Origin of the sequence: Neorhizobium sp. NPDC001467 (assembly GCF_050275975.1) — a bacterium.
GTDB lineage: Bacteria > Pseudomonadota > Alphaproteobacteria > Rhizobiales > Rhizobiaceae > Neorhizobium.
This window is the reverse complement of sequence record NZ_JBNNPS010000013.1, coordinates 32,025-57,013: the sequence shown is the minus strand read 5'-3', so window position 1 is coordinate 57,013 and position 24,989 is coordinate 32,025. Positions and strand designations below refer to the sequence as shown.

Below are 24,989 nucleotides of genomic sequence, written 5' to 3'. Positions count from 1 at the left end.
TCACTCTGCCGGCTGCGGCTGACGCTTCTGCATGATCCGTCCCGTCAGGCCCAGCACCGGCTTTTCCACGTAATAATGAAACAGCAGGCCGGCCACCTGGCAGGCAATGACGATGCCGACGAACCAGAGTTCCAGCGGCAGCGGTACATGGGCATGCACGACCATGACGATCTTAAGAAGCAGCGACAGAAGCGGATAATGGATGAGATAGAGGCTGTAGGAGGCAGCGCCCATCACGTCCATGGGCTTGAACGGCCGGTTCCATGAAGGAAGCGCACAGAGGCCGTAGATGATGCCGGTTGCGCCGAGGCCAAAGAGCAGGATCAGGTAATCCGGATCCGCCCCGCCGCCATAGCTGACCTGCCACCATGTGCCGGCAAAGACGACGAGACCTGCGAGAAAGATCGGCAGGCCCTGCGTCATGTCTTGCCTCACGAATAGCCAGCCGATGCCCATGCCCGTCATGAACAGCAGGTGATACGGGCTGAGCAGGAATTTGAGGAGCCACGGTTCATCGAGGAAAACGCCGGTAAGCGAGCCGATCACGCCCCAGCCGATCAGAAGCGCAAGTCCAATTTTGCGGTTCCATAGGTAGACAAGGAAGGTGGCGTAAAACAGCATTTCGTGGCGTAGCGTCCATTCGACGCCGAGCAGCACTTCCTTTTCCACCGGCAGGATCAGGTAGGCGGCAATCATATCCCAGGCGGACACTTCGGCGCCCGCGGCAAAGGCCATCGCCGTGGTGGCAATCAGCACGATCCAGAGCGGCGGATAAAGCCGGCGAAAGCGCTTGAAGACAAACGTCTTCACCGCCTCGACATCACCCTGCCTGTCGCGGTGATGGGCATAGTAGATGACGAAGCCGCTGAGCACGAAGAACAGCTCGACGCCCGCCGAGCCGGCGTTGAAGATCGGAAACACGGCGCGGTCGAAATATTTCGAGAGTGCCATGGTGATTTCCAGATGGTAACAGACGACCATCAGCGCGGCGACGGCACGGACCCAGTTCAACTGGTAGAGCTGGTTGCGCGATTTCACCTGATCCATGGCCAAAAACACCCCCGTGTTCGGTTGTTCGCGTGAACGCTCGTGCTTCATTCGATCAGGCCCCGCAGGCCCGATTATTCTCCGGTACCGACACGAATGAGTTTGGCCGGGTTGCCGGCGACGATGCCGTGGTCCGGCACGTCCTTGACGACCACCGAGCCTGCGCCCACCACCGCCTTTTCACCGACAGTGATCGGACCGATGACGATGGCATTCGGATAGAGCGTCGCGCCGGCTTTGATGACCGGATATTGCGGCGAGGCGGTCTTGCCGATCGTGACCGTCTGGTAGATCGCCGCCCCTTCGCCGATCTCCACACCCTCGCCGATGACGATGCCGACGGGATGCGGCAGGAACAGGCCGGGCGCGATGCGACTGCGCAGATTGATATGGCAGCCGCTGCGCGTCACGTTCCAGCGCCAGATGACGATGCCGAGACGTTTCAGTCTGCCCTGGTGCCAATGGGTGGCGACGCGATGCAGGAAGACCGTGGCAAAACCGGGATTGAAAAGGAAGGTGAAAGGCAGCTTCTTCATGCTGCGGTGGCCGGCATTCGCCATGAGATCCGCTTTGACGACATCCCAGAATTTCATGAGGCTTCCCGTTCGTCCGGTTCATTTCGCAATTGCGAAGGAATATTATGTTTCGTACCCGCCTGAAGCGCAATGTCAACGCCTGCTCCATTTCGAAACGCAGGGACTGCGGCAGTGGCGGCTGCGCAAATGGTTGATATATTAAAAATATCCACCCGGTAGGGGAGGTTTCGAAATAACCGTCGGGATAATCGCTCGAATCCATGACATCGTCATGTTAGCTTTGCATTGCGAAAAGATTTAGGTCGGCGGCGCTCTTCGGCGGGCGCGATGAATGGAAAAGCCATGTCGCAGGCACATATCCGTGAGAGCGGACACTACGTTGTCAACGTGCAGATCCTGCGGTTCTTCGCCGCCTTTCTCGTCGTCTTTGCGCATGCGCATGCGGAGGTGTTAAATGTTGCTGCCCGCAGCAGCGGCACGTTTGGCGGCATCGGCCTTCTCGACTGGGGGCTCGGCGTCGACATCTTTTTCGTCATCAGCGGTTTCATCATGTATTACATGATGCATGACCGCTTCGGTCGGCCGGGCGCGCCGGTTGATTTCCTGCGCAGGCGGCTGGTACGCATCGTTCCGCTCTACTGGATCTTCACGACGCTGATGCTGGTGTCTATCCTCGCCGCCGGCAGCCTGATCAACAATAACGGGTTGGATATTCGCCACATCGTCGCCTCCTACGCCTTCATTCCCTTTCCGCGGGCCGACGGCGAACTGTTTCCGCTGCTCTCGCTCGGCTGGACGCTGAATTACGAGATGTTGTTTTACGCCGTCTTCGCGCTGGCCCTGTGTCTGCGCAGGCCGGTCGGCATTGTGGTGATGCTGGTTCTGTTTGCCGTTTTGTGCTTGGGCGCGATGCTGGTGCCCGATCAGGTCTGGCCGCTCAAATTCTGGGGCAATGGCATTATCGGCGAATTCCTCCTCGGCATCGGGCTTGCGGCGCTTTACCTCAAGGGTTTTCGCCTGCCGCTCGGCGTGGTGGTGGTCATGATCGCCGCTGGGCTGGCGCTGGCGATCTGGCTCTACCAGATTTCGGCCTATGAACATGTCACGCGCCTCATCACCGGCGGACTGCCGGCGATCCTGGTCACCGCCGCCGTGGTGCTTGGACCCTCGGCACGCAATGGCCGCGTCACGCGCGTCTTCGCGTTGGGCGGGGATGCGTCCTATGCGCTCTATCTATCGCATCCGTTCGCACTGAAGGTCTTCGGCGTCATCGGTGTGATGCTGGGTCTGCCGCTGCCCGGCATCTTTATCGGCGGAATTATTGCGTCGGTCATTGCCTCGACCGCCGTGCATCTGCTTCTTGAAAAGCCGATGGGCGCCTGGCTGTCGCGACGGACCAGGCCGAGAGCGCCGGTTCAGGACGCTTGCGCCACGGCCGGCATCAACGAGCGATAGATTGCGCGATATTCGCGCACGACATCATCGAACACCCGGCCCGGACGCTCGCGCAACTTTTCCTGAGCGGCAAGAACCCGGGCCGGATCCTCGACGAGAGCCTCGATCGCCTTGGCAAAACCGTCTGCGCCCGGCGGGACGATCCATCCTGTGACGCCGTGTTCGATCACCTCCGGTATGCCGCCAAAACGGCTGCCGAGGACCGGACGTCCGGCCGCCAGGGCGTCCACCAGGGCCAATGCACCGGGCTCTTCCCAGATCGATGGAAGAGCAATGACATCGACGGTGGCGTAAAACGCCGAAGGCGAGACAAAACCGACGAAATCAAGATCGGCATCCGGCGCGAGTGCCCGCAGCCGCGCCTTTTCATCCTGCGGCACGTTTCCGGCAAGCGCCAGTCTCACCGTGCCGGGTTTTTGACGCGCCACGGCTTCGATCAGCAGGCCGACACCCTTTTCCGGTGAGAAACGGCCGAGATAGCCGATGCGCAGCGGCGGCGCTGGTAACGAGCGAGGGGAGAAGGTGATGGCGGGGTTGGGCACGTTTCTCACCACGTGTTTTGCCGCTCCGGCAAACAGCCCGTCGTCCATATGAAGGTCCAGCGTGCGCTGGCTGACGCTGACCACGGCATCGACGCTTTTTGCACGGCGGCGCCGACCGACCGTGACCGCAGTACAGGCCATTCCGCAGGATTTGTCGCCGTGAAAACGCGAACAGCGCGGACAGGTGAGGTAATAGTCGTGCAGCGTATGTACTGTAGGGATTTTTTGTCTTTTCGCCACGCGCCAGATATCGGCGGTCAGGCCATTGATCGTGTTGGAATTGATCACGTCCGGTCGGAAATCGTCGAGCAGTTCGGCGATCGCGGGATGGGCCGTCTGCCAGTCGTCGATGACGTGCCAGAGCATGCGCATGGCCGGATTTTGACGCTCTTGAAAGGGCGCATAAAGGTTGCGTACCGGAATGAATTCGACCCGCACGCCGTTCACGAATTCGGTCTCGCGCCGCCCGTTCAGCGCATTGCACATGACCATCACGTCGTCGCCGCCGGCAACCAGCGCCTCGGCGAACTGGCGGGCAAACACTTCCGCACCGCCGACGATTTTCGGGTGCTTCGGTGTCGGATAAAGGGCACTGAACAGGGCGATCCGCATCCGCGCGGTTCCTTAAGCGACCGGGCTGGCGGTGGCGGATGCGTCGGTTACCGGCGTGTCCTCTGGCGATTTGGGGACGACGACTTTCGCCGGTATGCCCATGGCGATCGTCTGTGCGGGCACATCCCTGGTGACGACCGCATTGGCGCCGATCGTCGCTCCCTGGCCAATGATGATCGCCCCGACCACGACAGCGCCGGCCGAGATCGACACGTCATCCTCGATCACCGGATCACGCGGATCATCGGCCGCCTTGCGGCCGATGGTGACGTTTTGCAGGATCGAAACATTGCGCCCGAGCGTGGCTGCGCCAACGACGATGCCGAAAGGGTGCGGCACATAAAGCCCGCCGCCGATCCTCGCGGCCATTGCCAGTTCCGAACCGAAAAAGACGCAACTCCACCACCACAGGATACGGCGCAGAAGCCGGCCGACCAGCGGGATCTTCACCGCCATTTCCTGCAGGCGCCGAGAAAACACGAACTGAAAGCCGGGGGTCAACAGCAGCATGCGCAGCGTGAAGCCAAGGCTGGCGGATGTCCTGTCTTCGCGCAGCGCATAGCGTTTGAGGTCTGCCCTGACCTTCTCGAACGGCGTTTCCGTCATGTCATCCTGTCTCCGCAAACGTGCCGTACCCGACCGCATTTTCGCCAGATCGAACACCTATCAACCTTGGTTAACATCACGATGAGCGATGCGAATTTTGTTCCGATATAGGTCGTTGACTGGGCTGGACGATAACTGATCGAGAATTATATGCAACGCAGCATATCGCTTGACGGGGGCGTTTCGATGACCCAAGACTGGTGCTGCAGATACACCGACCCCGGGGAGTATGGCGTATGAAAGAAGGGCAGATCAGGTTCGACGCCCTCGATTCCTGGAGGGGGATTGCCGCCCTTCTGGTCGCGCTGTTCCATTTCCAGACAGCCGGTTTTTTCTACGATTTCCCGTTGATCCGGCACGGCAACCTGGCGGTCCCGTTCTTCTTTGTGCTGAGCGGTTTCGTCATCACTCATGCCTATCGGACATCCCTCTCCAACAGCGGTGATGGCTGGCGTTTCGTCATTCGCCGGTTCGGCCGGCTTTATCCGCTGCATCTTTTCACGCTTTCGATATTCGTGGCGCTGGAGCTGGCGAAGCTGATGATGGCGGCCCGGGTGGGACTGCACAGCCAGGAAGGCGCGTTTGCCGGCACCAATGATATCGCCTCGCTGATCGCCAACATCTTTCTGCTTCAGGCGGTCATTCCCTTTCCGGAACTGACGTGGAATGCATCGAGCTGGTCGATCAGCACGGAATTCTACACTTACCTCCTGTTCGTTTCGCTCGTACTGTCGCTCGGCAAGTATCGCGGCTGGGGGGCGGTTGCGGTTTTTGTCGCGTCCGGCGTCGGACTGGTCTGGCTCGATACCTATAAGCCGGACCTCAATCTCGCGTCCGGGCTTGGCCTTGTTCAGTGCATTTTCGGTTTCTTTGCCGGCCATCTGACCTATGAGCTTCACTTGAGGCTGCGCCGCAATGCCGCCGTGCAGGGCACCGTCGCGGAACTGGCGGCGACCGCGATCATGCTGCTGTTGTTCTGGTTCAAGCCGCATTATACGACCTTCAACATCCTCGGTTTCTCAGTGGCGATCCTGCTCTTCTCCTACGAGCGCGGAACGGTTGCGAAACTTCTGCGCATTCGGCCGCTGCTGTTTCTTGGCAAGCTTTCCTACTCGATCTATCTCGTCCATTTCTTCGTCTTCGCCGTCCTTTTCGCCATCGCCAGGGTCGCTCAGGGCTGGCTCGGACAGTCGCTGATTGCCACCGATGGGGTGCATGAACGTCTGGCCTTCGGTCCTGCCGGTCTGATGGACCTGATGGCGCTTCTTTATCTGGCGGTAGTCATTCTTTGCGCCTGCTTCACCTATGCCTATGTCGAGGAGCCGGGTCGACAGTTCTTCAATCGGCTGTCGAAGCGCATCACCGGGACCCGCGCACCGATCGGGCAGGGCGCCAATGCCCGTTGAAATGTCGCGTGCGCCGGCCAGAACCGTCTTCATCAACGGCCGCTTTCTCGGCCGACCGGTTACCGGCGTCGAACGCTTTGCCGGCATGATCCTGAACGAGATTGATTCCACGCTGGCGTCGGCGCAGGCCGGGCGTTTCGTCGTGCTGGCGCCGCAGGGTGTCGCACGGCCGGCCGGACTGAGAGCCGTTGGTTTTCAGAATGTCGGCAGCCGTGGCGGCCATGCCTGGGAACAGACGGATCTCTGGCGGGCCAGCAAGGATGGCGTGCTGGTCAATCTGTGCAATTCCGGTCCGGTCCTGCACGGACGGCAGCTGACGGTGCTGCATGATGCGCTGGTCTATCGCCATCCCGAGAATTTTTCCCGCGCCTATGGTGCGTTTCACCGCCTGCTCGGGCGTCTGCTGGCGAAACGCGCCAATCTGGCGACCGTGTCCGATTTTTCGAGGCAGGAACTTGCCAAACTGCTTGGCGTGGACGCGGCACGGATCGGGCTGGTGCCCAATGCCGTCGATCACGTCCTCGGTGTGGAGCCGGATTTTTCGGTCCTGGCAAGGTTCGATCTCCAGACCCGGCGGTTCTTCCTGTTCGTCGGATCGCCGGCCGGCAACAAAAACCTCGCCAATGCCATTCGTGCCTTCGTGGCGCTGGACCGGCCGGATGTGGCGCTGGTCATGGTGGGCGGCGCGGCCAGCACGTTTGCAAAATCCCTGCTCGGCGAACTGCCGCCCAATGTCATCAGCACCGGCCGGTTGAGCGATGCCGAAATCCTGGCGCTTTACCGCAAGGCGGCGGCACTGGTCTTCCCGAGCATTTATGAAGGTTTCGGCATTCCGCCGCTGGAGGCGATGGCACTCGGTTGTCCGGTGATTGCCAGCGATATCGCCCCGGTGCGCGAAGTCTGCCGCGATGCGGTCATCTATTTCGATCCCTATCACGTGGCCTCGATCACCTCGGCCATGCGTGACGTGGTCGACGAGACCGTCGATCTTGCCGCCGTGCGCGAAAGGGGACTGGCGCGGACGCACGATTTTTCCTGGGCCCGAACGGCGCGGCAAGTGCTGGCCATGATTGCCGAGATCGACCGCGGCAACCGCATTACGAACCGAACAAGCGCAGGTTTTCATCCTTGAGAACGGGCGTCGATAAGAACCAGCGACCTCCCGTCGCGTCTGGGAATGCCGATCCATGCGATTTCTGAAGAAGCTGAACAGTTTTGCCAATCTTGGCCTGCGTGCCTCGACCCTGGTTTTTCGCTTCCTGCTCACCTTCTATATCGTCAAATACCTGGGCTATGAGGCGGCCGGTATCTACGGGCTGACGCTCGGCGCGGTCGGCATCATGCCGGCGCTGGTCGGCTGGGGGCTCAATTACTTCGTCGCCCGCGATGCCGTGGGCGTTCCGATCGTGACGGCCGCGGCAAAGATCAAGACGCGGCTGGTGGTGACGACGATCTCGCTGATGCTGGCGACGCTGCTAGCGATCGGACTGGCTTACGTCACCGGTTATCCTCTTGCCGCCATCTACATCCTTATCATCGCGCTGGTGTGGCTGGAAACCTATGCGCTCGACCTGCATGTGCCGATGATTGCCATGGAAATGGCGCTGCAGGCCAACATTCTCGTGTTCATACGCTCGGCGTTGTGGGTGCCCGTCATCGTCGGCCTTGGGCTATGGCTGCCGACATTGCGCAGCCTCGAAGCGGTGTTCGCCAGCTGGATCCTCAGCTATGTTGTCGTGTTTGCCGTTCTCTACTGGCTGATCCGCAAATGGCCGCTTCGGGAAATCGCTGGAGCACGGCTCGAAGGCACATGGATCAGGGAGCGCCTGCGGCGGTCGTGGTTCATCTATTTCAGTGATCTCGGTCTCGTCGGCCTCGTCTATGCCGATCGCTACATCGTTTCCTTCATGCTCGGGCTGACATTGACCGGCGTCTACACGTTCTACTGGTCGCTCACCAATGCGCTGCAGACGCTGATGACCACGGCCGTGGTGCAACTAGCGCTGCCTGTCCTGTTCAAGGCCTATAATGCCGGCTCGGCCTCCGACTGGAGGCGCATCATGAAGAACCAGTTCATCAAGGTGGCGGCGCTTTCGGTCGTGCTCGGTGCCGGCGTTTTCGTCGCCAGCGAGATCCTCATTCATGTCCTCGACATGAAGGACGTCACCGAATACCGCTCGATCTTCATCATGCTTCTGCTCGCCGCCGTCATCCGCTCCTGCTCGGATCTTCTCAATGTCGGCCTTACCAGCATGAAGAAGGATAATCATTACGCCACGATCAACCTCCTCGGCGTCATCATGTCGGTGGCCATGGCCTTTGCCATGATCGAGATCTTCGGTTTCGCCGGCACCGGCATTGCGGCGCTCGCCACGGCGATATTGGTTGCGGCCGCCCGTGCGATCTTTCTCTTCAGGTTCTCGAAAACCATCGGGATGGCGGCATGATCGCCACGTCGAAAAATGACAGTTGCGCAGATTTATGCTGCACTGCGGTAGACAGGGCTTGAATCATTGATGTACGTTTTAGCTGACCGTCAGACGACCCATTGCGGCGGCAGCCAGATCAACCTGGTGGGGGTCGTTTCGACCCCACATCGCGCGAAAGGGTAAACATGCGCTATCTCATTACCGGCACTGCGGGCTTTATCGGTTTCCATCTGGCCAAGCGGCTGCTCGACGAGGGCCATTTCGTCGTCGGTTTCGACGGCATGACGCAGTATTACGATACCAGGCTGAAAGAGAAGCGCCACGAGATCCTGTCGCGATCCAACGGCTTCAAGGCGGTCGTGGCGCAGCTGGAAGACAAGGATGCGCTGGATAAGGCGGCCGAGCTTGCCGAACCGGACGTGATCGTCCATCTCGCAGCTCAGGCCGGCGTTCGCTACAGCCTCGAAAACCCGCGTTCCTACGTGGATTCCAATCTTGTCGGCTCGTTCAACGTCATCGAGCTTGCCCGACAGATCCAGCCGAAGCACCTGCTTCTGGCCTCGACCTCGTCCGTCTACGGCGCCAACGAAAAGATACCGTTTGCCGAAAGCGACAAGGCCGACGAACAGATGACCATCTATGCCGCGACCAAGAAGTCGATGGAGCTGATGGCGCACAGCTACGCGCATCTGTTCAAGGTGCCGACCACGGCCTTCCGTTTCTTCACGGTCTATGGCCCATGGGGCCGCCCCGATATGGCGCTGTTCAAGTTCGTCGATGCCATCCGCAACGATCGTCCGATCGATATCTACGGCGAAGGCAAGATGAGCCGCGACTTCACCTATATCGATGACCTCGTCGAAGGTATCGTGCGGCTGATGGCGGTGCCGCCATCTGAAGAAAGCCGCGTCGTCTCCGAAACGGTCACGGATACGCTGTCGGCGCATGCGCCGTTCCGCGTCGTCAATATCGGCGGCGGCCAGCCGGTGGAACTGATGCGCTTCGTCGAGACGATCGAGGAAGCCATGGGCAAGCCGGCGATCCGTAACATGCTGCCGATGCAGAAGGGTGACGTGCCGCGCACCTATGCCGCCCCGGATCTCCTGGTGGCGCTGACGAAATTCAAGCCGGAGCTGGAACTCGATTACGGCGTGCGCCGGTTCGCGGAATGGTACAAGGAATTTTACAGCTAAAAATTCGTGACAACGTCACACTTTTGCCGGATGTTGCAGATAGCAGGCACACGCCTGACGCTGATCTGACGGCTTTGAGGAGCGCTGGATGCGGAAGACAGTGACGACATTGCGCATCGCGGTCACGGCCTTGGCGGTGCTGCATACGGGTGTCGCGGTCTCTGCCGAAAGCGTTTCCGTCTCCCTCGACCGGGCGAACCTCGTTGTTCGGCCGGAGCCTCTGGTGATCGGCGTCGGCGTGCATTTCGGCATTGGCGGCGAATACAATTATGTCGCGGAGAAATCCGCGGCCCTGATCAGGGACATGGGTTTCGGCTCCTACCGTGACGATCTTGCCTGGCCCGCTTTCGACCAGGCGGGGGCAAGACGCGGCCGGCCGGAGCCACGGCAACTGTTCGACTTCATGAAGCTGCGGCCGGCGCGTCCGTTGCTCATCCTCGGCCATGGCAATCCGCAGGTGGCCGAGGGCGATCCGCCGATCACGGAAACGGGGCGCAGGGCATTTGCCGATTTTTCCGCCCGAGCAGCGGCGGCCGCCGAACCGTTCGATCCGATCTACGAGATCTGGAACGAGTGGAACCTGACGGCGCGGTTTTCGCTGCCGTTTCTGGTAGGGCCGGGAAAGCCGGACGATCCGCGGGCGGCGGCGCATTACACCGCCTTGATCAAGGCCGTGGTTCCCGCTGTGGCGGAAGCTGCGCCCGGCGCACCGCTTCTGGTTGGCGCCGTCGGTGTCGACAGCGGCTGGCAGTGGACGCGCGCAATCGTCGATGGCGGTGCGCTGGCGGCCCCCGCAGGTCTGTCGGTGCATATGTATAACCATTGCGAGCCGGACGAGACAAAGCGCAATGCGACGGAACTGGTCGACCGGCTGGAGAGCCTGCAGACGGCGCTTTCGCAGGGGCAGGGCGGGCCGGTTCCGATAGCGGTGACGGAGTTCGGCTGGCCTACGGCCAAGCAGCCCTGTGTGATCGACGCCCAAACACAGGCCGATAATATCGCCCAGTTCCTGTTGTGGTCTGCAGCCACGCCCTGGATGAAAGGGGCCTGGGTCTATCAGCTGAAGGACCAGGGCCGCGACATGAACGACCTGGAGGCCAATTTCGGCCTCTTCGATTACGATTACAAGCCGAAACCCGCTGCCTGCGCGGTGCGCGAAGTGATCCGGCTGGTCAAGGATGCCAGGGCCTTTCACCTGAGCCGCCCGATGCCTGACGTCTTCGTCCTGGCGATGGAGAAAGACGAGGGCGTGACGCTCGCAGCCTGGACGACGCGCGCGGACATTCGCGCGCAGATGTCCATGCCGTCCGGTTCGGTGGCGAAGGCGCAAGGCTTGTGCACGGATCGACCGCTTGCCAGTGACGGCAGGCTTGATGTTGGAGCGACACCGGTGCTGGTGGAACTCTCAAAGCATGCCGATACCCATTTTTCAGCAGATATTTCGATAAGGTAAGACGTTTTGCCCCGGGTTGGACCGGGTTGACGATGACGGCGGCACAAGGCCGACCGAACCGGCTAGAGAAGGCGAACATTGTTTCGCCCAGCCGGACGCATTCACCGGGAGGATAGGCGCGAGCAATCTTCGGATCCTCGCGCACCGGCTTCAAGGCCGGACCATTTGCAGAAGGCCGTGCGGGTTTGCCTGTCGCAACCCCGGCCGAAACGCCGTGCCTGCCGGGCGCGGTCATGAGTTTCGGACGTGGTCGTCCGAAAGGCGATCAGGCTCTGATCCAGGAAATGCCATGCAGTCCCACAGGGGACGATTGAGAGTTTCATGTTTTTGTAGATGACCGAACGGGGATAAATGATGTCGGATAATCGGACAGTGGTGAATGCGTCGACCTTCGTGAACTCCATTGGTATCAATACCAAGGGATCGACCTATAGCGACGGCTACAAGAATTCGAGCCTGATCCTGGAGAGCCTCGACTATCTGGGGATCAGCAAGGTACGCGATTCCTTTGCCGAGCATGGCAAGGCCTCGCCGGTCATCGACGCCATGGCAAATGCCGGCATCCAGTTCGATTTCCGCGTCACCTACACCCTGCCGGCCAAGGGCGAGGCGGGGATCGAGGGGCACATCATCGCGCTCAAGGCCTTCATCGCCAAGCATCCCGGCTCGGTGATTGCCATCGAGGGTGTCAACGAAGCCAATGTCAACAGCGTCAGCTTCAACGGTCAGGTCGGGCTCGATGCCGCCATCGCTTTCCAGAAAGCGCTGTACACAGCGGTCAAGGCGGAGCCGGATCTTGCCGGCATCACCGTCATCAACCTCAGCCTGGCCTATGATAATCTCGCCGACTACGCCAAGCTCGGCGATCTGGGTCAGTATTCCGATGCGGCCAACGCCCATACCTACACGCATACCGGCAAGGACGCCGACAGCCAGGTTGAATACACGCTGGGCCTCGCGCAGGGCGCTTCGGTCGGAGACCGGCTGATCGTGACAGAGACGGGGCATACGACGCTGAAGACCGAGCCCGGCATCGGCACGAGCGAGACGGCGCAGGCAAAGCTGCTGCTCTCCGACCTGCTTCTGTCCTACGAGAACGGCGCGTCGGAAACCTATATCTACGAACTGTTCGACAACGAGGCGAGCCGGCCGCGCGGCGAAAAGGAAGTCTATTTCGGCCTTTTCGAACAGGATGGCACGCCGAAGGAAGCGGCGATCGCGCTTCACAATCTCACCACCATTCTGAGCTTCGGCGACGACGGCACGGCCGACGGCATTATCGACGTCGACTATTCGCTGACCGGCGCGCCCGCCGACACACATTCGATGCTGATGGAAAAATCCGGCGGCGTCTATGACCTGGTCGTCTGGCGCGATGCGCCCGTCTTCAACGACGTCACCGATACCGACATCGTCAATCCGCCGCAGACCGTCACGGTCAATCTCGGCCGCACCGAAAGCGTCATCCGCGTCTATGACCCGATGCAGGGCCTGACGCCGATCGCCGTCTATCGCAATGTCAGCTCCTTCACGATCCCGCTCAGCGACAGTCCCCTCATTATCGAGGTCGGCGCCACTGAAGCCGTGCATGAGCCGGTCATCACTGTCGATCCCGCCCTGAGCATGACGGCTGCCGAATTCGTGTCGCAGATGCATACTCTCGACGATGCGCAGGGCCTGCAGACCATCACGCTGACCGATGGCAATGTGCTCGCCGTCTCATCCGTCGAGACGATGGCCTACATGATCGCCAATTACGGTCCGCTGCTTGCCAAGATCGCGGGCGGCTTTTCCTTTTCGGTCACCTATGGCGAAGCGCAGTGGACGAAGGTTCAGGAATTCGACGCGGCCGGCAACCTGACGCTGACCACCGATTACGGCATCGATGGCGGCATTCCGGTCAGCAAGGTCGTCTATTACAATGACGGCTCCCACGAGACCTGGAACTACCATATTACCGGACAGTCCTATGAGACCATCCACCAGAAATTCGATGTCAACGGCAATATCACGCTGCTCGAACGCCTGCATGGCGATGGCTCGTTCGATTATCGGGAGATCCGCTCGGCCGACGGCACCCGGGAATACATGTATTACGACGCCGCCGGCAAGCTGCTCAACGACGTGACGGTGACTATTGATGGCACCAACGCGACGCTGACCTATGATCCGGCAACCGGCAATCTGGTGACGAAGATGGTGAAGGAGGCCGATGGCGATATCTTCACCACGCAATATACCAATGGCGTGCGCACGGTTTACGCAGTGACCAGCCACGAGGGCTGGAAACAGCAGATCACCTATGACGCCACGACCGGTCAGATGCTGACTGATTACGTCCTTCAATCGGACGGCAGTGCCGCCAACAAGACCTATGTCGGCGGCGTGCTGATGAAGCTCAATACCAAGAATGCCGACGGCACCTATGACAACTGGTCCTACAACATCAAGGGCCAGGCCTATGAGACGATCCACCAGAAGAATGATGCGGCGGGCAACATTACCCTGATCGAGCGTCTTCGCGCCGATGGTACCCATGAATATCGCGAGGTGCGCGCGGCGGATGGCTCCAAGGAGTTCTTCTATTACAACGCTGCCGGCAAGCTGGTGACGGATGTGCAGGTGGCCTCGGATGGCACCAACACGACCTTCACCTACAACCCCGCCACCGAGCAGATCATTTCCAAGGTGGTCAAGGAAACCGATGGCGACGTCTTGACCTCGCAATACACCAATGGCGTGCGCACGCTTTACGCCGTTACCAGCCATGAGGGCTGGAAGCAGCAGATCACCTACGATGCCAAGACCGGCGTCATTCTGGTGGATTACCGGCTCAATGCCGATGGCAGTGCCGTCAACAAGACCTATGTCGGCGGCGTTCTGACTAAGCAGAACAGCCAGAATGCCGATGGGACCTATGACAGCTGGAACTACAACATTACCGGCCAGACCTATGTGACCATCCACCAGAAGAGCGATGCCCAGGGCAATGTCACGCTGATCGAACGCCTGCACAAGGACGGCACCTACGACTACCGGGAAATCCGCACGGCTGACGGCGCCAAACAGTTCCTCTACTACGATGCAGCGGGACGCGTTCTGAACGACGTGCAGGTGGCGGCTGACGGCACCAACACCACGTTCAAATATGATCCGGCCAGCGGCAGCGTGATTTCGAAAATGGTCAAGGAGCCGGATGGGGACCTGTTTACGAGCACCTATGTCAATGGTGTGCGCACGCTTTATGTCGCCACCAGCCATGAGGGCTGGAAGCAGACGATCACCTACGATGCCAAGACCGGCATCATGCTCACCGACTATATCGCCAATGCCGATGGCAGCGCCACCAACAAGACCTATGTCGGCGGTGTGCTGACAAAGGTGAACACCCAGAATATCGACGGCACGCTGGACAACTGGTCCTACAATATCAAGGGCCAGACCTATGTCACCGTTCACCAGAAGAACGATGCGGCCGGCAATATCCTGCTGATCGAGCGGCTGCACACGGACAGCACCTATGATTATCGCGAGGTCCGCTCCACCGACGGTACGCGCGAATACATGTATTACGACACCGCGGGCCGGCTGCAGAACGACGTAACGGTCGCGCCCGACGGCACCAATACGACGCTGAAATACGATGTGGCCAGTGGCGACATGGTCTCCAAAATGGTCAAGGAGCCGGATGGGGACCTGTTCACCACGACCTACACGGATGGCATCCGCACCGGCTACAGCTATGTTGGTCATCTGGGCGACAAGCAGACGACGACCTATGACAAGGCCGGCGTGATGCTGACCGACTATGTGCTCAACACCGACGGCAGCGCATCCAACAAAACCTATGTCGGCGGCGAGTTGATGAAGCAGAACATCAAGAATGCCGACGGCACGATGGACAACTGGGCCTACAAGATCGCCGGCAAGACCTATGTGACCGAACATCAGTCTACCGATGCCAGCGGCAACATCACGGCGATCGACCGTTTTCACGCGGATGGCTCCTACGATTACCGGGAGCAGCGCTTCTCTGACGGGTCGAAGGATGTCAGCACCTATGATGCCAAGGGCACGCTTCTTTACAAGTCGGAGATCGAGGCCGATGGTTCGCGCATCGTGCATGCCTACAAGCAGGATGGCACGGGCGATATCTGGAGCGACCACATGAGTGCCGGGGGCACGATCCTGTCGCGCGACATCGCGCATGTGGACGGCCGTCACGATCTCTATGCCTATGCCGACGGGCAGACGCTGGATGGCAGTGTCGGCAACGACACCTTCTATTTCCGCACCACCAGCGACGGAAAGATGCTCTATGAAGGCGGCAAGGACACGGTGTTCAACTTCAACAATGATGCCAGCGGCCCTGATTATATCGATATCGACAGCAGTTGGGCCTCGAGTTTCGAGGATCTCAACATGACGCAGCAGGGCAATGATGTTCTGATCACCTTCAACGACCAGAACTCGATCCTGATCAAGCAGTCAACGGTTTCTGCGCTGGAGCATCATCACGACTATTTCGTCTTCAGCTGATCCCGTTGAAGGCACGACATCCGGACCCGTCGCCACCTCTGTGGCGGCGGGTTTTCTGTTCATGATGTTCAGGACGGCGAAGTGCGGCTTGCCATGGGCTTCTCCGCCCTTATGGTCGCCCGCAGTCAAGGCGGGTGGGACCATGAGCTTTTCGAACCATGACATCATCATCGTCGGTGCCGGCTTTTTCGGCGCCACGATTGCCGAGCGCGTCGCCAACGAGCTTGGCAAGCGCGTTCTGCTGATCGATCGCCGTCGCCATATCGGCGGCAATGCCTATAGCGAAAATGACCGCGAAACCGGCATCGAGGTGCATAAATACGGCGCACACCTGTTTCATACGCCGAACCGGGCGGTGTGGGATTATCTCAACCGCTTCACGCAGTTCACGGATTACCGGCACCGGGTGTTCTCCACCCATCAGGGCCAAGTTTATGCCATGCCGATCAATTTGAGCACCATCTGCCAGTTTTTCGGCAGGCATATGAGCCCCGACGAGGCGCGGGCGCTGGTCGCGGAACAGGCGGCGGAACTTGCTGGCCGCGAGCCGCAAAATCTCGAGGAAAAGGCGATTTCGCTGATCGGCCGGCCTCTCTACGAAGCCTTCATTCGCGGTTACACGGCAAAACAGTGGCAGACCGATCCGCGCGAACTGCCGGAAAGCATCATCACCCGCCTGCCGATGCGCTACACGTTCGACAACCGCTATTTCAACGATCCTTACGAGGGGCTGCCGGTGGACGGCTACACGGCGATTTTCGAGCGCATGCTGGGCAATCCGCTGATCGAGACCCGGCTCGGCGTGGATTATTTCGATGTGAGGGGCCAAATCCCCGATCACGTACCGGTGGTCTATACCGGCCCGATCGACCGCTATTTCGATTATTGCGCCGGTGAACTCAAATGGCGCACGATCGACTTTGCTCAGGAGGTTCTGCCCATTGGTGATTTCCAGGGCACGGCGGTGATGAACTACGCCGACGAGGACGTGCCTTTCACACGCATCCTAGAATTTCGCCACTTCAACCCGGAACGGCACTACCAGACGGAAAAGACCGTGATCGTGAAAGAGTTCTCGCGTTTTGCCGGCCGCTCCGACGAGCCCTATTACCCGATCGATACGGCGCAGGATAAACGGACCTACCTTGCCTATAAGGCGCTGGCGGATCGGCAGACCAACGTGATCTTCGGCGGTCGGCTTGGCACCTACCGCTATCTCGACATGCACCAGGCGATCGCTGCGGCGCTCAAATCCTTCGAGAAGGAGGTCAGGCCGAAGCTGCGATGAGCGAAAGGTCCGCCCAACCGGGGATCGATCCCGAAGCTTTCATTCGCCGCCATCTGCGCGTCGAACCCGCGCCGCTCGTGACGGATATCCGCCTTTACACCGCGCATCCGGGCAGCCGCCTCGGCCGTCTGCTCGAAGGCGGGGAAGCGACGGATGTGCCGCCCTACTGGGCCTATGGCTGGGCCGGCGGCACGGTGCTGGCGTGCTTCGTGCTGGATGAGCGCCACCATGTGGCCGGCCGGCGGGTTCTCGATCTCGGCTGCGGATCGGGTCTGGTCGGCATCGCGGCGGCAAAGGCCGGTGCCGCGCGGGTTATCGCCTCCGATATCGATGCCAATGCGCTGACCGCCACCCGGCTCAATGCCGCCCTCAACGGCGTTTCCGTCGAAACGCTTGCCGGCGACCTGTTGGCGGGCGCGCCGCCGGCCGATGTGGACGTGGTCCTGGTCGGTGACCTGTTTTACGATCGGGGAACCGCCGAAAGGGCATGGTCATGGCTTTCCGCCTGCCGATCAGTCGGACTGCAGGTGCTGATCGGCGACCCTTTTCGTGCCCACCTGCCGCGGGAGCGACTGCTGCTCATCGACAGCCGCGACGTGCCGGATTTCGGATCGGTCGGGGCTAAGGCCGGCGTGTTCTGCCTGGCCTGAACAGGTCAGGCCTTGATTTTCGGCTTTTGCCAATAGGCGCTGATGCTCATCTGCTTGCGGTCATGACCACGTGCCTTCAGGAAATCGCGCATGGCACGGGCCTCGGCCTTTTCGCAGGCGCTCCAGATATAGGTGCCGGGGACCGCGGTCTCTACGGCTTCCCGCAGGCACGGTTCCAAGAGGCGCATCGTCCCCGCCTTGGCGCCATTGCGGTGCAGCCAGGTGATGTCGAGCGCCGCCTTCGAGGTGAGCTTCTGTTCGTCGGCCGGACCGTCGATCTCGATGAAGGCGCGGATCGTCGCTGTCGGCATGGCTTCGTCGGCCATCCGGCCAATGGCGGGCAGCGCCGACTCGTCGCCGAAGATGAGGAGCGGACCGTCATGGGCCGCACCGTCGCCACCGGGACCCATGATGCCGATGACATCGCCGGGCTTGGCTTCCAGTGCGAACTCGGCGCCGGGCATTGCCTCGCCTTCGGCTGCGTCATGCAGAACGAAGTCAATGTCCAGCAGGCCGCGCTTCAGATCGACGCTGCGGATCGTGTAGATGCGCACGGCCATGTCCGCCTCGTCGGGCCAGTCGACGCGGCCGTCCGGCAACATGCCAGGCCAGGACGGGACGCCATCATGGCGGCCGGAACCCTGCGGTATCATCAGGCGGATATGCATGCCGGCATCCACGAACTGCTCGACATTACGGCAGGCGACGGTGACGCGGCGCATATGCGGCGTCACCTCGGCGGTGCGGATCACCGTTGCCTCGCGAAAATTGGGTAGGAAATGCGGGTTCGGCTCTTCCGACCAGGTCAATTCCAGCGGTTCGTCGCCGGCGAATTCGAACAGGTGTTCGGCGATCATGCTGCGCGCCGAAGGAATGAATTTCGACATCGGGCAGACCAGCTCGATTTTCAAAGCGTTCTCGACGATGTCGATCTCGGCATTGCCGATGATGGTCTCAAGCCGCGCCCCGCCATCACGGCGATAGACCTCCGCGTGTTCGATGAAATGGTCGCAGATCTCGTCCAGCATGCGGTGGGTATCGACCGGAACGGCAGTGCCCGAAAGAGTGAAATGTTCGGTCATCATCGCGGCGGGTGCTTTCGAAAGAGGAGAAGGGGTCGAAGTCATGACGGACCTCAGAGAAGATAGCTGACCGGTTCCTGGCGAACCGGATGCATGAACACGCCCATGTCGATGCCGAAGATCGTCTGCAGCATATCGGTGCGCACGATGTCGGACGGGTTGCCGCGGGCAACGATCCGACCGTTGCCGAGCGCCACCATGCGGTCGCAATAGCGGGCGGCCAGATTGATGTCGTGCAGGACGACGATGACGGTCAGGCCCCGTTCATGGCACAGCGCGTGCACGAGCGACAGGACGCTTGCCTGATGCGACAGGTCGAGCGCCGAGGTCGGCTCGTCCAGCAAGAGGTAGCGGGCATCCTGCGCCAGCATCATGGCGATCCACGCCCGCTGACGCTCGCCGCCCGACATGCTGTCGACAAGCCGATCCGCAAAGCGCAGCAGGTCGGTACGCTCCAGCGCCTCCTCGACCTTGTCGCGATCGGCCGCGGTGAAACGGCCAAGCGCGCCATGCCAGGGAAAGCGGCCAAGCGCCACCAGTTCGCGTACCGTCATGCCGTCGGTCTGCGGCGTGAATTGCGGCATATAGGCAAGATGGCGGGCAAATTCGCGGCTACCCCACTGACCCGACGCCCGGCCATCCCAGCGGATGTCGCCGGCGGTGGCGCCGATCTGCCGGGCGATGATCTTCAACAGCGTGCTCTTGCCCGAACCGTTCGGCCCGACAAGACCATAGACATGGCCCGGCTCGAGCGACAGGTCGATATCGTGCAGGATATCCTTGCCGGTGGCGCTGTAGCGAATGCCGGAAAGGGACAGGAACTGGTTCAAGCGGAAACTCCGAGCCGAAACGCAAAGGGCGGAAGGTGATTTACCCTCCGCCCCGTTTTCCTGCAAAACCTTTCTTGCAATGTCAACTTACCAGGTCTTGCTCAGCTTGAAAGTGATGGTGCGGGCGTCTCCGTAGCCGCAACCCGATACGCCGTTGCAAGCGCGCACATAGTCCTTGTCGAACAGGTTGGAGACGTTGAGTGATGCCTCCCACTCGTTCTTGCCGTAGCGGACGGCCGCGTCGAACAGCGTGGCATCCGGCACTTTCAACGTGTTGGCGGTATCCACCCAGCTGCTGGACTGGTAACGCACGCCGCCGCCCAGGCTCAGCCCTTCCAGAGTGCCGGTCGTGACGCCGTAATCGACCCAGAGCGATGCCTGCGTGTTGGGGATCAAGACTGGCGATTTGCCGATATTGCCGACCGCCAGATCCCTGGTGATTTCCAGATCGGTATAGGAGAGCGCCGCCAGAACCTTCCAGTTCTCGTCGATATTGACCTTGCCTTCCAACTCGAAGCCGCGGGATTCGACTTCGCCGAACTGTCGTGTCACCGAGATGCCTGTCGCGTCCGGTCCGGTAACCGTCATGTTCCTCTTGTTGATGTGGAAGAGCGATGCGGTCAGCATGCCCTCGACGAAAGTCGGCTCGTACTTGACGCCAACCTCGTACTGTTCACCCTCTTCCGGCTTGGTGTTTGGCGTCGAGTTGGTGGCGATGACCGGGGCAAAGAACGTGCCGACCGTTGCATAAGGCGTCACGCCGTTCTCGAACTCGTAGGCGAGCCCAAGCCTGCCGCTGAGCGCACCCTTGTTGTAATCATAGTCCGACGACGCCGCAGACCAGAAGGTCGGGCCGTTATGGGTGTCGGTGTGGACGAAATCGTAACGTCCGTTTGCGGTCAACAACCAGCCGTCGCCGAAATGGATCTGATCCTGCGCATAAAAGCCGATCTGCTGCTGGGTGATCGTCTGGTTGGAATAGGAGGCGTTGGCCGGCTGCGGCGCTCCGTAAACAGGGTTCGTGGCGCTGATCGGGGTCGCAGTCGTGGACGCCTGGAAGTTGAACAGCTCGAAATACTTGTAATCGACGCCGAACAGGACGTCATGCTGCAGGCCGCCGGTTTCAAACTCGCCTTCAAGACGATTATCCGCGTTGAAGGTATGAACCTTGGACGTGTGGTTGAAGCCGAGACGGTGGAACTCGTAATTCGGAGCAACCGGATTGGTCAGCGAACCGTATTGCGGGTCCGAGGGGTCCTGATAGCCGAAGATATAGGGCGAATTCTCGTGCTTGTAGAGATGTCCGTAGCGGACGTTCTGCGAGACCTTCCAGCCGTTGTCGAACGTGTGCTCGAGTTCGTAGCCGATCATTTCCTGATTGGTGACGCCCTCATCGATGCCGGGCTCGCCGTAGAAGCCGTCACGCGGGATCTTGCCGAACGGCGCATCGACGACAGTTCCGACATAGGGGAAGAAGCCGTTGCCGGTATGCAACTGATCGAGGCCGAAGAACGAACCCCAGATGGTCAGCTTGGTGGCGTCGTCCGGCGCGATCTCCATTTGCGGCATGATGAAACCGCGGAAATCGTGACTGAAATCCGAATAGTTGTCGCCGCCTGCGATCTTGCCGGTGACACGGTATTTCATGGTTTCGCTGGCGCCGACGCTGTCGGAGACATCAAAGCCGAAGAAGGCGTTGCCGTTATTGTTAATGCCGGTTTCGGTATAATAGTAGGGCTCGTCGGTCGGACGCTTGCGGATGTAGTTGACCAGGCCACCAGGGTTGGAGCCGCCGTAAAGCACGGAGGAGGGCCCCTTCAGGACGTCCACGCGCTCCAGCATGAACGGATCGACCTGAAAGCCGCCGAACCCATAGCTGAAAAGGTTGAGACCATCGTAGAAGACGCCGGTCTGAGTGGCATCGAAGCCGCGGATATAGACCCAGTCGGTATCCGGATCGGAACCGAAAGGCTCAGCAAACACACCGGGCGTATAGCGCAGCGCCTCGTCGATCTTGTTAACGACACCACGATCGTCGAATTCCTCGCGACCGACGACCGAGACGGATTGCGGAATTTCGTTGATCGGCGTGTCGGTTTTCGAGCCCGCGTTCGAGGCTTTCGCGACATAACCCCTGACCGGGCCGGTGCCGGTACCCTCGCCCTGGCCCTGGACTTCGATCGTCTGCAGCTGTGTCACATCCTGCGCCATGACCGGCAAGGCCGCCAGCATTGCGACTGCCGCAACCGACGCCTTCAGCCCCATGGTCTCAAATTTACGGTGCTTGCGCATATGAACCCCTCAACGCCGTCAAAACCCCTCAAGGGCCCGTGCAGAACCCTTGTTAACTTGAGCATCTAATTCAAATTATCGGAGGCGGATTGCTGCGATCGGGGAAAATTGAAGCTTTTTGGGCAATTTTGAACGGTGTGCACAAAAGCGTCCACTGTGTTGCCGTCTTGTCAGCCGTCGCATTTCTGCGCCCGCCTCCAGCGTGCCGGCGTGGTGCCGATCTGCTGGCGGAAGACGCGGGTGAAATGCGCCTGGTCGGCAAAGCCGGTTTCGGCGGCAACCGCGGTCAGCGATTGCGCGGATCCGGTCAGAAGGGTTTTTGCCCGGTCCAGCCGCGCCTTCATCTGCCACTGATGCGGCGCCATGCCGGTCGAGGCCTTGAACGAATGGCTGAAATGCGATTGCGACAGGCCGGTAAGCTCCGCCAGTTCCTCCAGTCGAATATTGCGCAGGCAATGGGCTTCGAGGAATTCGGCGGCGCGGCGCAATTGCCATGGAGCAAGGGCGCTGCGCTTGCGGGCGCTGGTCTTTTCGATTTTCAAAGCCGAGACGATCAGCGCCAGGCACAGGCTGTCGCCGTAGAGGTCATGCAACGGGGCCGGGTCGGCGATCTCCTTTGCGATCAGTTCGGCAAGCCGCACGATGCCCGGATCGGCAAACAGAAGGTTCGGATGGTTGAGGCGATCCGGATCGATCTCCTCCATCAGCCGGCGCCCGATACTCGTCGCGTCGAAATGCAGGTCGAGATGACGAAGGGTCTGGACGCCCGTGATATCGACCCACAATTCCATGCCGGCCGGCACATAGGAAATCGGGCTGACACGGCTGTCCTGCCGGCCGCCGATTTCGCCAGGCGAGCGCTTGATCACCGGACGTCCGTCGCCGCTGTGATCGAGCAGGATGAAGAGGCGCGGATCACGGGCGACGTAATGGCCGCCGGCATAAGCGCCGCATTCTACATCCCACAGATCGACAACGATGCCGTTCCAGGCGCGACGATGCAGACTGCCGACGGCAAAGCCTTCGATCCTGTTATGCATTCTCGGCTGGAAAGTCATCGCCCTCGCCGGCGCTCTCGTTAATCCTTCCCTTGGTTATCAAGTATTTTTGACGCTGGCAATTGTCCTTCGCGCGGCCTTACGCCCGCCACTGCCCATAGCGGCCGTCCAGCGCCCGATCGAGGTAGAAGGCGGCGCTGATGAGTGCCAGATGGGTGAAGGCCTGGGGGAAATTGCCGAGGAAATTGCCCTTGCAATCGAATTCCTCCGCATAAAGCCCGAGGTGATTGCCCAGCATGAGAAGCTTTTCGAAATTGAAACGGGCTTCCGGCAACCGGCCGGCGCGGGCCAGGCACTCCACATACCAGAATGAGCAGGTGGCAAACGACCCTTCGTCCCCCGCCAGCCCGTCGGCATCCTTGTAGCGCATGACAAGGCTGTCATCGGCCAGCTGTTCGCCGATCACGTCGAGCGTAGACAGCCAGGCGGGGTCGGTGGCGCTGATGAAGCGCACCAGCGGCATCATCAGGATCGCGCCGTCCACTTCGGTCGTGCCCTTCGCCTTGACGAAATGCTGGCGCTCTTCGTTCCAGAAATTCTCCCAGATATCCTTATTGATGGCGTTTCTGGCCTCGATCCAGCGAGCGAAAGGGGCGGCCAGCGAGCGTTTCTGCGCCAGCCGGATGGCCCGATCGACAGCGACCCAGCACATCAGCCGCGAATGCAGGTGCTCGCGATCCTCGCGGCGGATTTCCCATATCCCGGCATCGGGCTTCTGCCAGATTTCGCAGACATGATCCACCACGTCGCAAATGCCGAGCCAGTCGCGATGGGAAATCGCCTCGCCGTATTTGTTGGCGATATAAATGCTGTCGAGCAGTTCGCCATAGATATCGAGCTGCAATTGCGTGGCGGCGCTGTTGCCGGCGCGCACGGGCTGGGCGCCGCCATAGCCGGCCAGATGGTCGAGATCGGTCTCCTGCACCTGGCTGCTTCCGTCAAGCTTGTACATGATCTCCAGCCGGCCTCGGTCGGAAATGTCGGCGCGCTCGGCCACCCATTTGGTGAAGGCCGTCGCCTCTTCCTGATAACCGAGCCGCATCAGGGCGTAGACGGTGAAGGATGCGTCGCGGATCCAGCTGGCGCGATAATCCCAGTTGCGGCTGCCGCCCGGCGCTTCGGGCAGGCCGAATGTGGCGGCGGCGGCAATCGACCCGTACTGTTTCGAGGTCAGCAGCTTCAGCGTCAGCGCCGAGCGATTGACCGCTTCCCGCCAGCGGCCGCGATAGCTGGAATGCCCGGCCCATTGTTGCCATTCACGGATGGTGCTCTTGATCTCCCCGGTGATCTCGTCTGCGGTGATCCGCCTGTTCCTTGCCTCTTCGCATGTGAGGTCGTCGAGCACGAAATCGATCTGATCGCCAGCCTTGAGATCGATCTGCGCCGTCAATTCGCCATCTGCCACTTCGAGCGGGATGTCGGTCTGCAGCCGCAATTGAAGTCCGTTCTCGTCGCTCAGGAAAACAAACCCGTCCTGCTGGTCTATGCGCGGGATGTTGCGGGCATAATCGCTGCGCGGCCACAGGCGCAGTCGGGCCTTTGTCCGGCCGCGCGTGACCTTGAGGCGCCGGATCAGCCGGCCGCCGATCTGGCTATCCTGCGACAGGAACGGCATCAGGTCCACGATTTCGGCACTGCCCGTCTCGCCCAGCCAGCGCGTCAGCAGCACGTTGGTGTCGGGGATGTACATCTGGATGGGACGGGCGTCGGGGATGAGCGGGGCGAGTTCGAAACCGCCGCCGCGCTCGGGATCGAGCAGGGCGCAAAACACGCTGGGGCTGTCCAGATTTGGCCAACAGAGGAAATCGATCGTGCCATCGGTCGCCACAAGGGCGGTCGTCTTCAGGTTGCCGATGATGCCATGCGCGGAAATCGGACGGGGAATGTCCGGCGTATGCCGGGATGCCCGTTCCGCCTCTGCGGCCTGCGTCCTGCCGCCTTCGTCATCGATCCGCTGCATGCGCCTGCCTT

At 60.5% G+C, this 24,989-nt stretch carries 18 protein-coding genes; 9 read left to right on the top strand and 9 right to left on the bottom strand.

Translation table 11 applies throughout. The annotated features are described in order from the left end of the window. Both ACQKKX_RS19220 and ACQKKX_RS19215 read right to left on the bottom strand, forming a co-directional pair. A complete protein-coding gene (locus ACQKKX_RS19220; protein ID WP_427572976.1) occupies positions 1 to 1,047 on the bottom strand; it encodes an acyltransferase family protein in 1,047 nt (348 codons plus the stop codon). Positions 1,048 to 1,121: 74 nt separating this feature from the next. Further along, positions 1,122 to 1,640: a serine O-acetyltransferase gene (locus tag ACQKKX_RS19215; protein ID WP_427572974.1), complete on the bottom strand. Its 519-nt coding sequence runs from the start codon at positions 1,638 to 1,640 to the stop codon at positions 1,122 to 1,124. 285 nt (positions 1,641 to 1,925) lie between these two features. Here ACQKKX_RS19215 and ACQKKX_RS19210 point away from each other — a divergent pair, with 285 nt between their 5' ends. Further along, entirely contained in the window at positions 1,926 to 3,038 is a 1,113-nt protein-coding gene (locus ACQKKX_RS19210) for an acyltransferase family protein (RefSeq protein ID WP_427572972.1), read from the top strand. Here the strand turns inward: ACQKKX_RS19210 and ACQKKX_RS19205 are convergent. Both ACQKKX_RS19205 and epsC read right to left on the bottom strand, forming a co-directional pair. After that, complete coding sequence (locus ACQKKX_RS19205; protein WP_427572970.1) at positions 2,999 to 4,192, bottom strand: glycosyltransferase family 4 protein; 1,194 nt, start codon at positions 4,190 to 4,192, stop codon at positions 2,999 to 3,001. The genes ACQKKX_RS19210 and ACQKKX_RS19205 overlap by 40 nt on opposite strands. 12 nt (positions 4,193 to 4,204) lie before the next feature. Further along, complete coding sequence (epsC, locus tag ACQKKX_RS19200) at positions 4,205 to 4,798, bottom strand: serine O-acetyltransferase EpsC (RefSeq protein WP_427572968.1); 594 nt, start codon at positions 4,796 to 4,798, stop codon at positions 4,205 to 4,207. Between the two features lie 236 nt (positions 4,799 to 5,034). On the opposite strand from epsC, the gene ACQKKX_RS19195 reads away from it, so the two are divergent. The 8 genes from ACQKKX_RS19195 (at position 5,035) to ACQKKX_RS19160 (ending at position 17,756) form a co-directional block, all read left to right on the top strand. Next, on the top strand, positions 5,035 to 6,204 hold the full coding sequence (locus tag ACQKKX_RS19195) for an acyltransferase family protein (protein WP_427572966.1): 1,170 nt from the start codon (positions 5,035 to 5,037) through the stop codon (positions 6,202 to 6,204). Next, on the top strand, positions 6,194 to 7,336 hold the full coding sequence (locus ACQKKX_RS19190; protein ID WP_427572964.1) for a glycosyltransferase family 4 protein: 1,143 nt from the start codon (positions 6,194 to 6,196) through the stop codon (positions 7,334 to 7,336). Before ACQKKX_RS19195 ends, ACQKKX_RS19190 begins: the two co-directional genes overlap by 11 nt. A 55-nt stretch (positions 7,337 to 7,391) precedes the next feature. Next, a complete protein-coding gene (locus tag ACQKKX_RS19185) occupies positions 7,392 to 8,651 on the top strand; it encodes a hypothetical protein (protein ID WP_427572963.1) in 1,260 nt (419 codons plus the stop codon). A gap of 167 nt (positions 8,652 to 8,818) precedes the next feature. Beyond that, positions 8,819 to 9,826, top strand: coding sequence for an NAD-dependent epimerase (locus ACQKKX_RS19180; RefSeq protein WP_427572961.1), 1,008 nt, complete (start codon positions 8,819 to 8,821; stop codon positions 9,824 to 9,826). A gap of 88 nt (positions 9,827 to 9,914) precedes the next feature. Then, positions 9,915 to 11,279, top strand: coding sequence for a hypothetical protein (locus tag ACQKKX_RS19175; protein WP_427572959.1), 1,365 nt, complete (start codon positions 9,915 to 9,917; stop codon positions 11,277 to 11,279). 354 nt (positions 11,280 to 11,633) lie between these two features. Beyond that, on the top strand, positions 11,634 to 15,818 hold the full coding sequence (locus ACQKKX_RS19170) for a hypothetical protein (RefSeq protein WP_427572958.1): 4,185 nt from the start codon (positions 11,634 to 11,636) through the stop codon (positions 15,816 to 15,818). 142 nt (positions 15,819 to 15,960) lie between these two features. Continuing rightward, positions 15,961 to 17,106: a UDP-galactopyranose mutase gene (glf, locus tag ACQKKX_RS19165; protein WP_427572956.1), complete on the top strand. Its 1,146-nt coding sequence runs from the start codon at positions 15,961 to 15,963 to the stop codon at positions 17,104 to 17,106. Continuing rightward, positions 17,103 to 17,756: a class I SAM-dependent methyltransferase gene (locus tag ACQKKX_RS19160; protein WP_427572954.1), complete on the top strand. Its 654-nt coding sequence runs from the start codon at positions 17,103 to 17,105 to the stop codon at positions 17,754 to 17,756. Before glf ends, ACQKKX_RS19160 begins: the two co-directional genes overlap by 4 nt. 5 nt (positions 17,757 to 17,761) lie before the next feature. On the opposite strand, the gene ACQKKX_RS19155 is transcribed toward ACQKKX_RS19160, so the two are convergent. The 5 genes from ACQKKX_RS19155 to ACQKKX_RS19135 form a co-directional block, all read right to left on the bottom strand. Next, a complete protein-coding gene (locus ACQKKX_RS19155) occupies positions 17,762 to 18,883 on the bottom strand; it encodes a DUF2218 domain-containing protein (RefSeq protein ID WP_427572952.1) in 1,122 nt (373 codons plus the stop codon). Between the two features lie 8 nt (positions 18,884 to 18,891). Next, positions 18,892 to 19,668 (bottom strand): ABC transporter ATP-binding protein, encoded by a 777-nt coding sequence (locus tag ACQKKX_RS19150; RefSeq protein ID WP_427572950.1) that lies wholly within the window; start codon positions 19,666 to 19,668, stop codon positions 18,892 to 18,894. Positions 19,669 to 19,755: 87 nt separating this feature from the next. Further along, positions 19,756 to 21,960, bottom strand: coding sequence for a TonB-dependent siderophore receptor (locus tag ACQKKX_RS19145; protein WP_427572948.1), 2,205 nt, complete (start codon positions 21,958 to 21,960; stop codon positions 19,756 to 19,758). Positions 21,961 to 22,130: 170 nt separating this feature from the next. Then, positions 22,131 to 23,018 carry a helix-turn-helix domain-containing protein gene (locus ACQKKX_RS19140; protein ID WP_427572946.1) on the bottom strand — a complete coding sequence of 296 codons (888 nt, stop codon included), beginning with the start codon at positions 23,016 to 23,018 and terminating at the stop codon, positions 22,131 to 22,133. 79 nt (positions 23,019 to 23,097) lie between these two features. Then, on the bottom strand, positions 23,098 to 24,978 hold the full coding sequence (locus ACQKKX_RS19135) for a glycoside hydrolase family 15 protein (RefSeq protein WP_427572944.1): 1,881 nt from the start codon (positions 24,976 to 24,978) through the stop codon (positions 23,098 to 23,100). Positions 24,979 to 24,989: the final 11 nt, after the last annotated feature.

Bases quoted from the DNA above. Each gene is read 5' to 3' on its own strand.
- ACQKKX_RS19220 (WP_427572976.1), bottom strand. From the start codon at position 1,047: ATGGATCAGGTGAAATCGCGCAACCAGCTCTACCAGTTGAACTGGGTC.
- ACQKKX_RS19135 (WP_427572944.1), bottom strand. From the start codon at position 24,978: ATGCAGCGGATCGATGACGAAGGCGGCAGGACGCAGGCCGCAGAGGCG.
- ACQKKX_RS19205 (WP_427572970.1), bottom strand. From the start codon at position 4,192: ATGCGGATCGCCCTGTTCAGTGCCCTTTATCCGACACCGAAGCACCCG.
- ACQKKX_RS19215 (WP_427572974.1), bottom strand. From the start codon at position 1,640: ATGAAATTCTGGGATGTCGTCAAAGCGGATCTCATGGCGAATGCCGGC.
- glf (WP_427572956.1), top strand. From the start codon at position 15,961: ATGAGCTTTTCGAACCATGACATCATCATCGTCGGTGCCGGCTTTTTC.
- ACQKKX_RS19140 (WP_427572946.1), bottom strand. From the start codon at position 23,018: ATGACTTTCCAGCCGAGAATGCATAACAGGATCGAAGGCTTTGCCGTC.
- ACQKKX_RS19210 (WP_427572972.1), top strand. From the start codon at position 1,926: ATGTCGCAGGCACATATCCGTGAGAGCGGACACTACGTTGTCAACGTG.
- ACQKKX_RS19190 (WP_427572964.1), top strand. From the start codon at position 6,194: ATGCCCGTTGAAATGTCGCGTGCGCCGGCCAGAACCGTCTTCATCAAC.
- ACQKKX_RS19160 (WP_427572954.1), top strand. From the start codon at position 17,103: ATGAGCGAAAGGTCCGCCCAACCGGGGATCGATCCCGAAGCTTTCATT.
- ACQKKX_RS19155 (WP_427572952.1), bottom strand. From the start codon at position 18,883: ATGACTTCGACCCCTTCTCCTCTTTCGAAAGCACCCGCCGCGATGATG.
- ACQKKX_RS19195 (WP_427572966.1), top strand. From the start codon at position 5,035: ATGAAAGAAGGGCAGATCAGGTTCGACGCCCTCGATTCCTGGAGGGGG.
- ACQKKX_RS19175 (WP_427572959.1), top strand. From the start codon at position 9,915: ATGCGGAAGACAGTGACGACATTGCGCATCGCGGTCACGGCCTTGGCG.
- ACQKKX_RS19170 (WP_427572958.1), top strand. From the start codon at position 11,634: ATGTCGGATAATCGGACAGTGGTGAATGCGTCGACCTTCGTGAACTCC.
- ACQKKX_RS19180 (WP_427572961.1), top strand. From the start codon at position 8,819: ATGCGCTATCTCATTACCGGCACTGCGGGCTTTATCGGTTTCCATCTG.
- ACQKKX_RS19185 (WP_427572963.1), top strand. From the start codon at position 7,392: ATGCGATTTCTGAAGAAGCTGAACAGTTTTGCCAATCTTGGCCTGCGT.
- ACQKKX_RS19145 (WP_427572948.1), bottom strand. From the start codon at position 21,960: ATGCGCAAGCACCGTAAATTTGAGACCATGGGGCTGAAGGCGTCGGTT.
- epsC (WP_427572968.1), bottom strand. From the start codon at position 4,798: ATGACGGAAACGCCGTTCGAGAAGGTCAGGGCAGACCTCAAACGCTAT.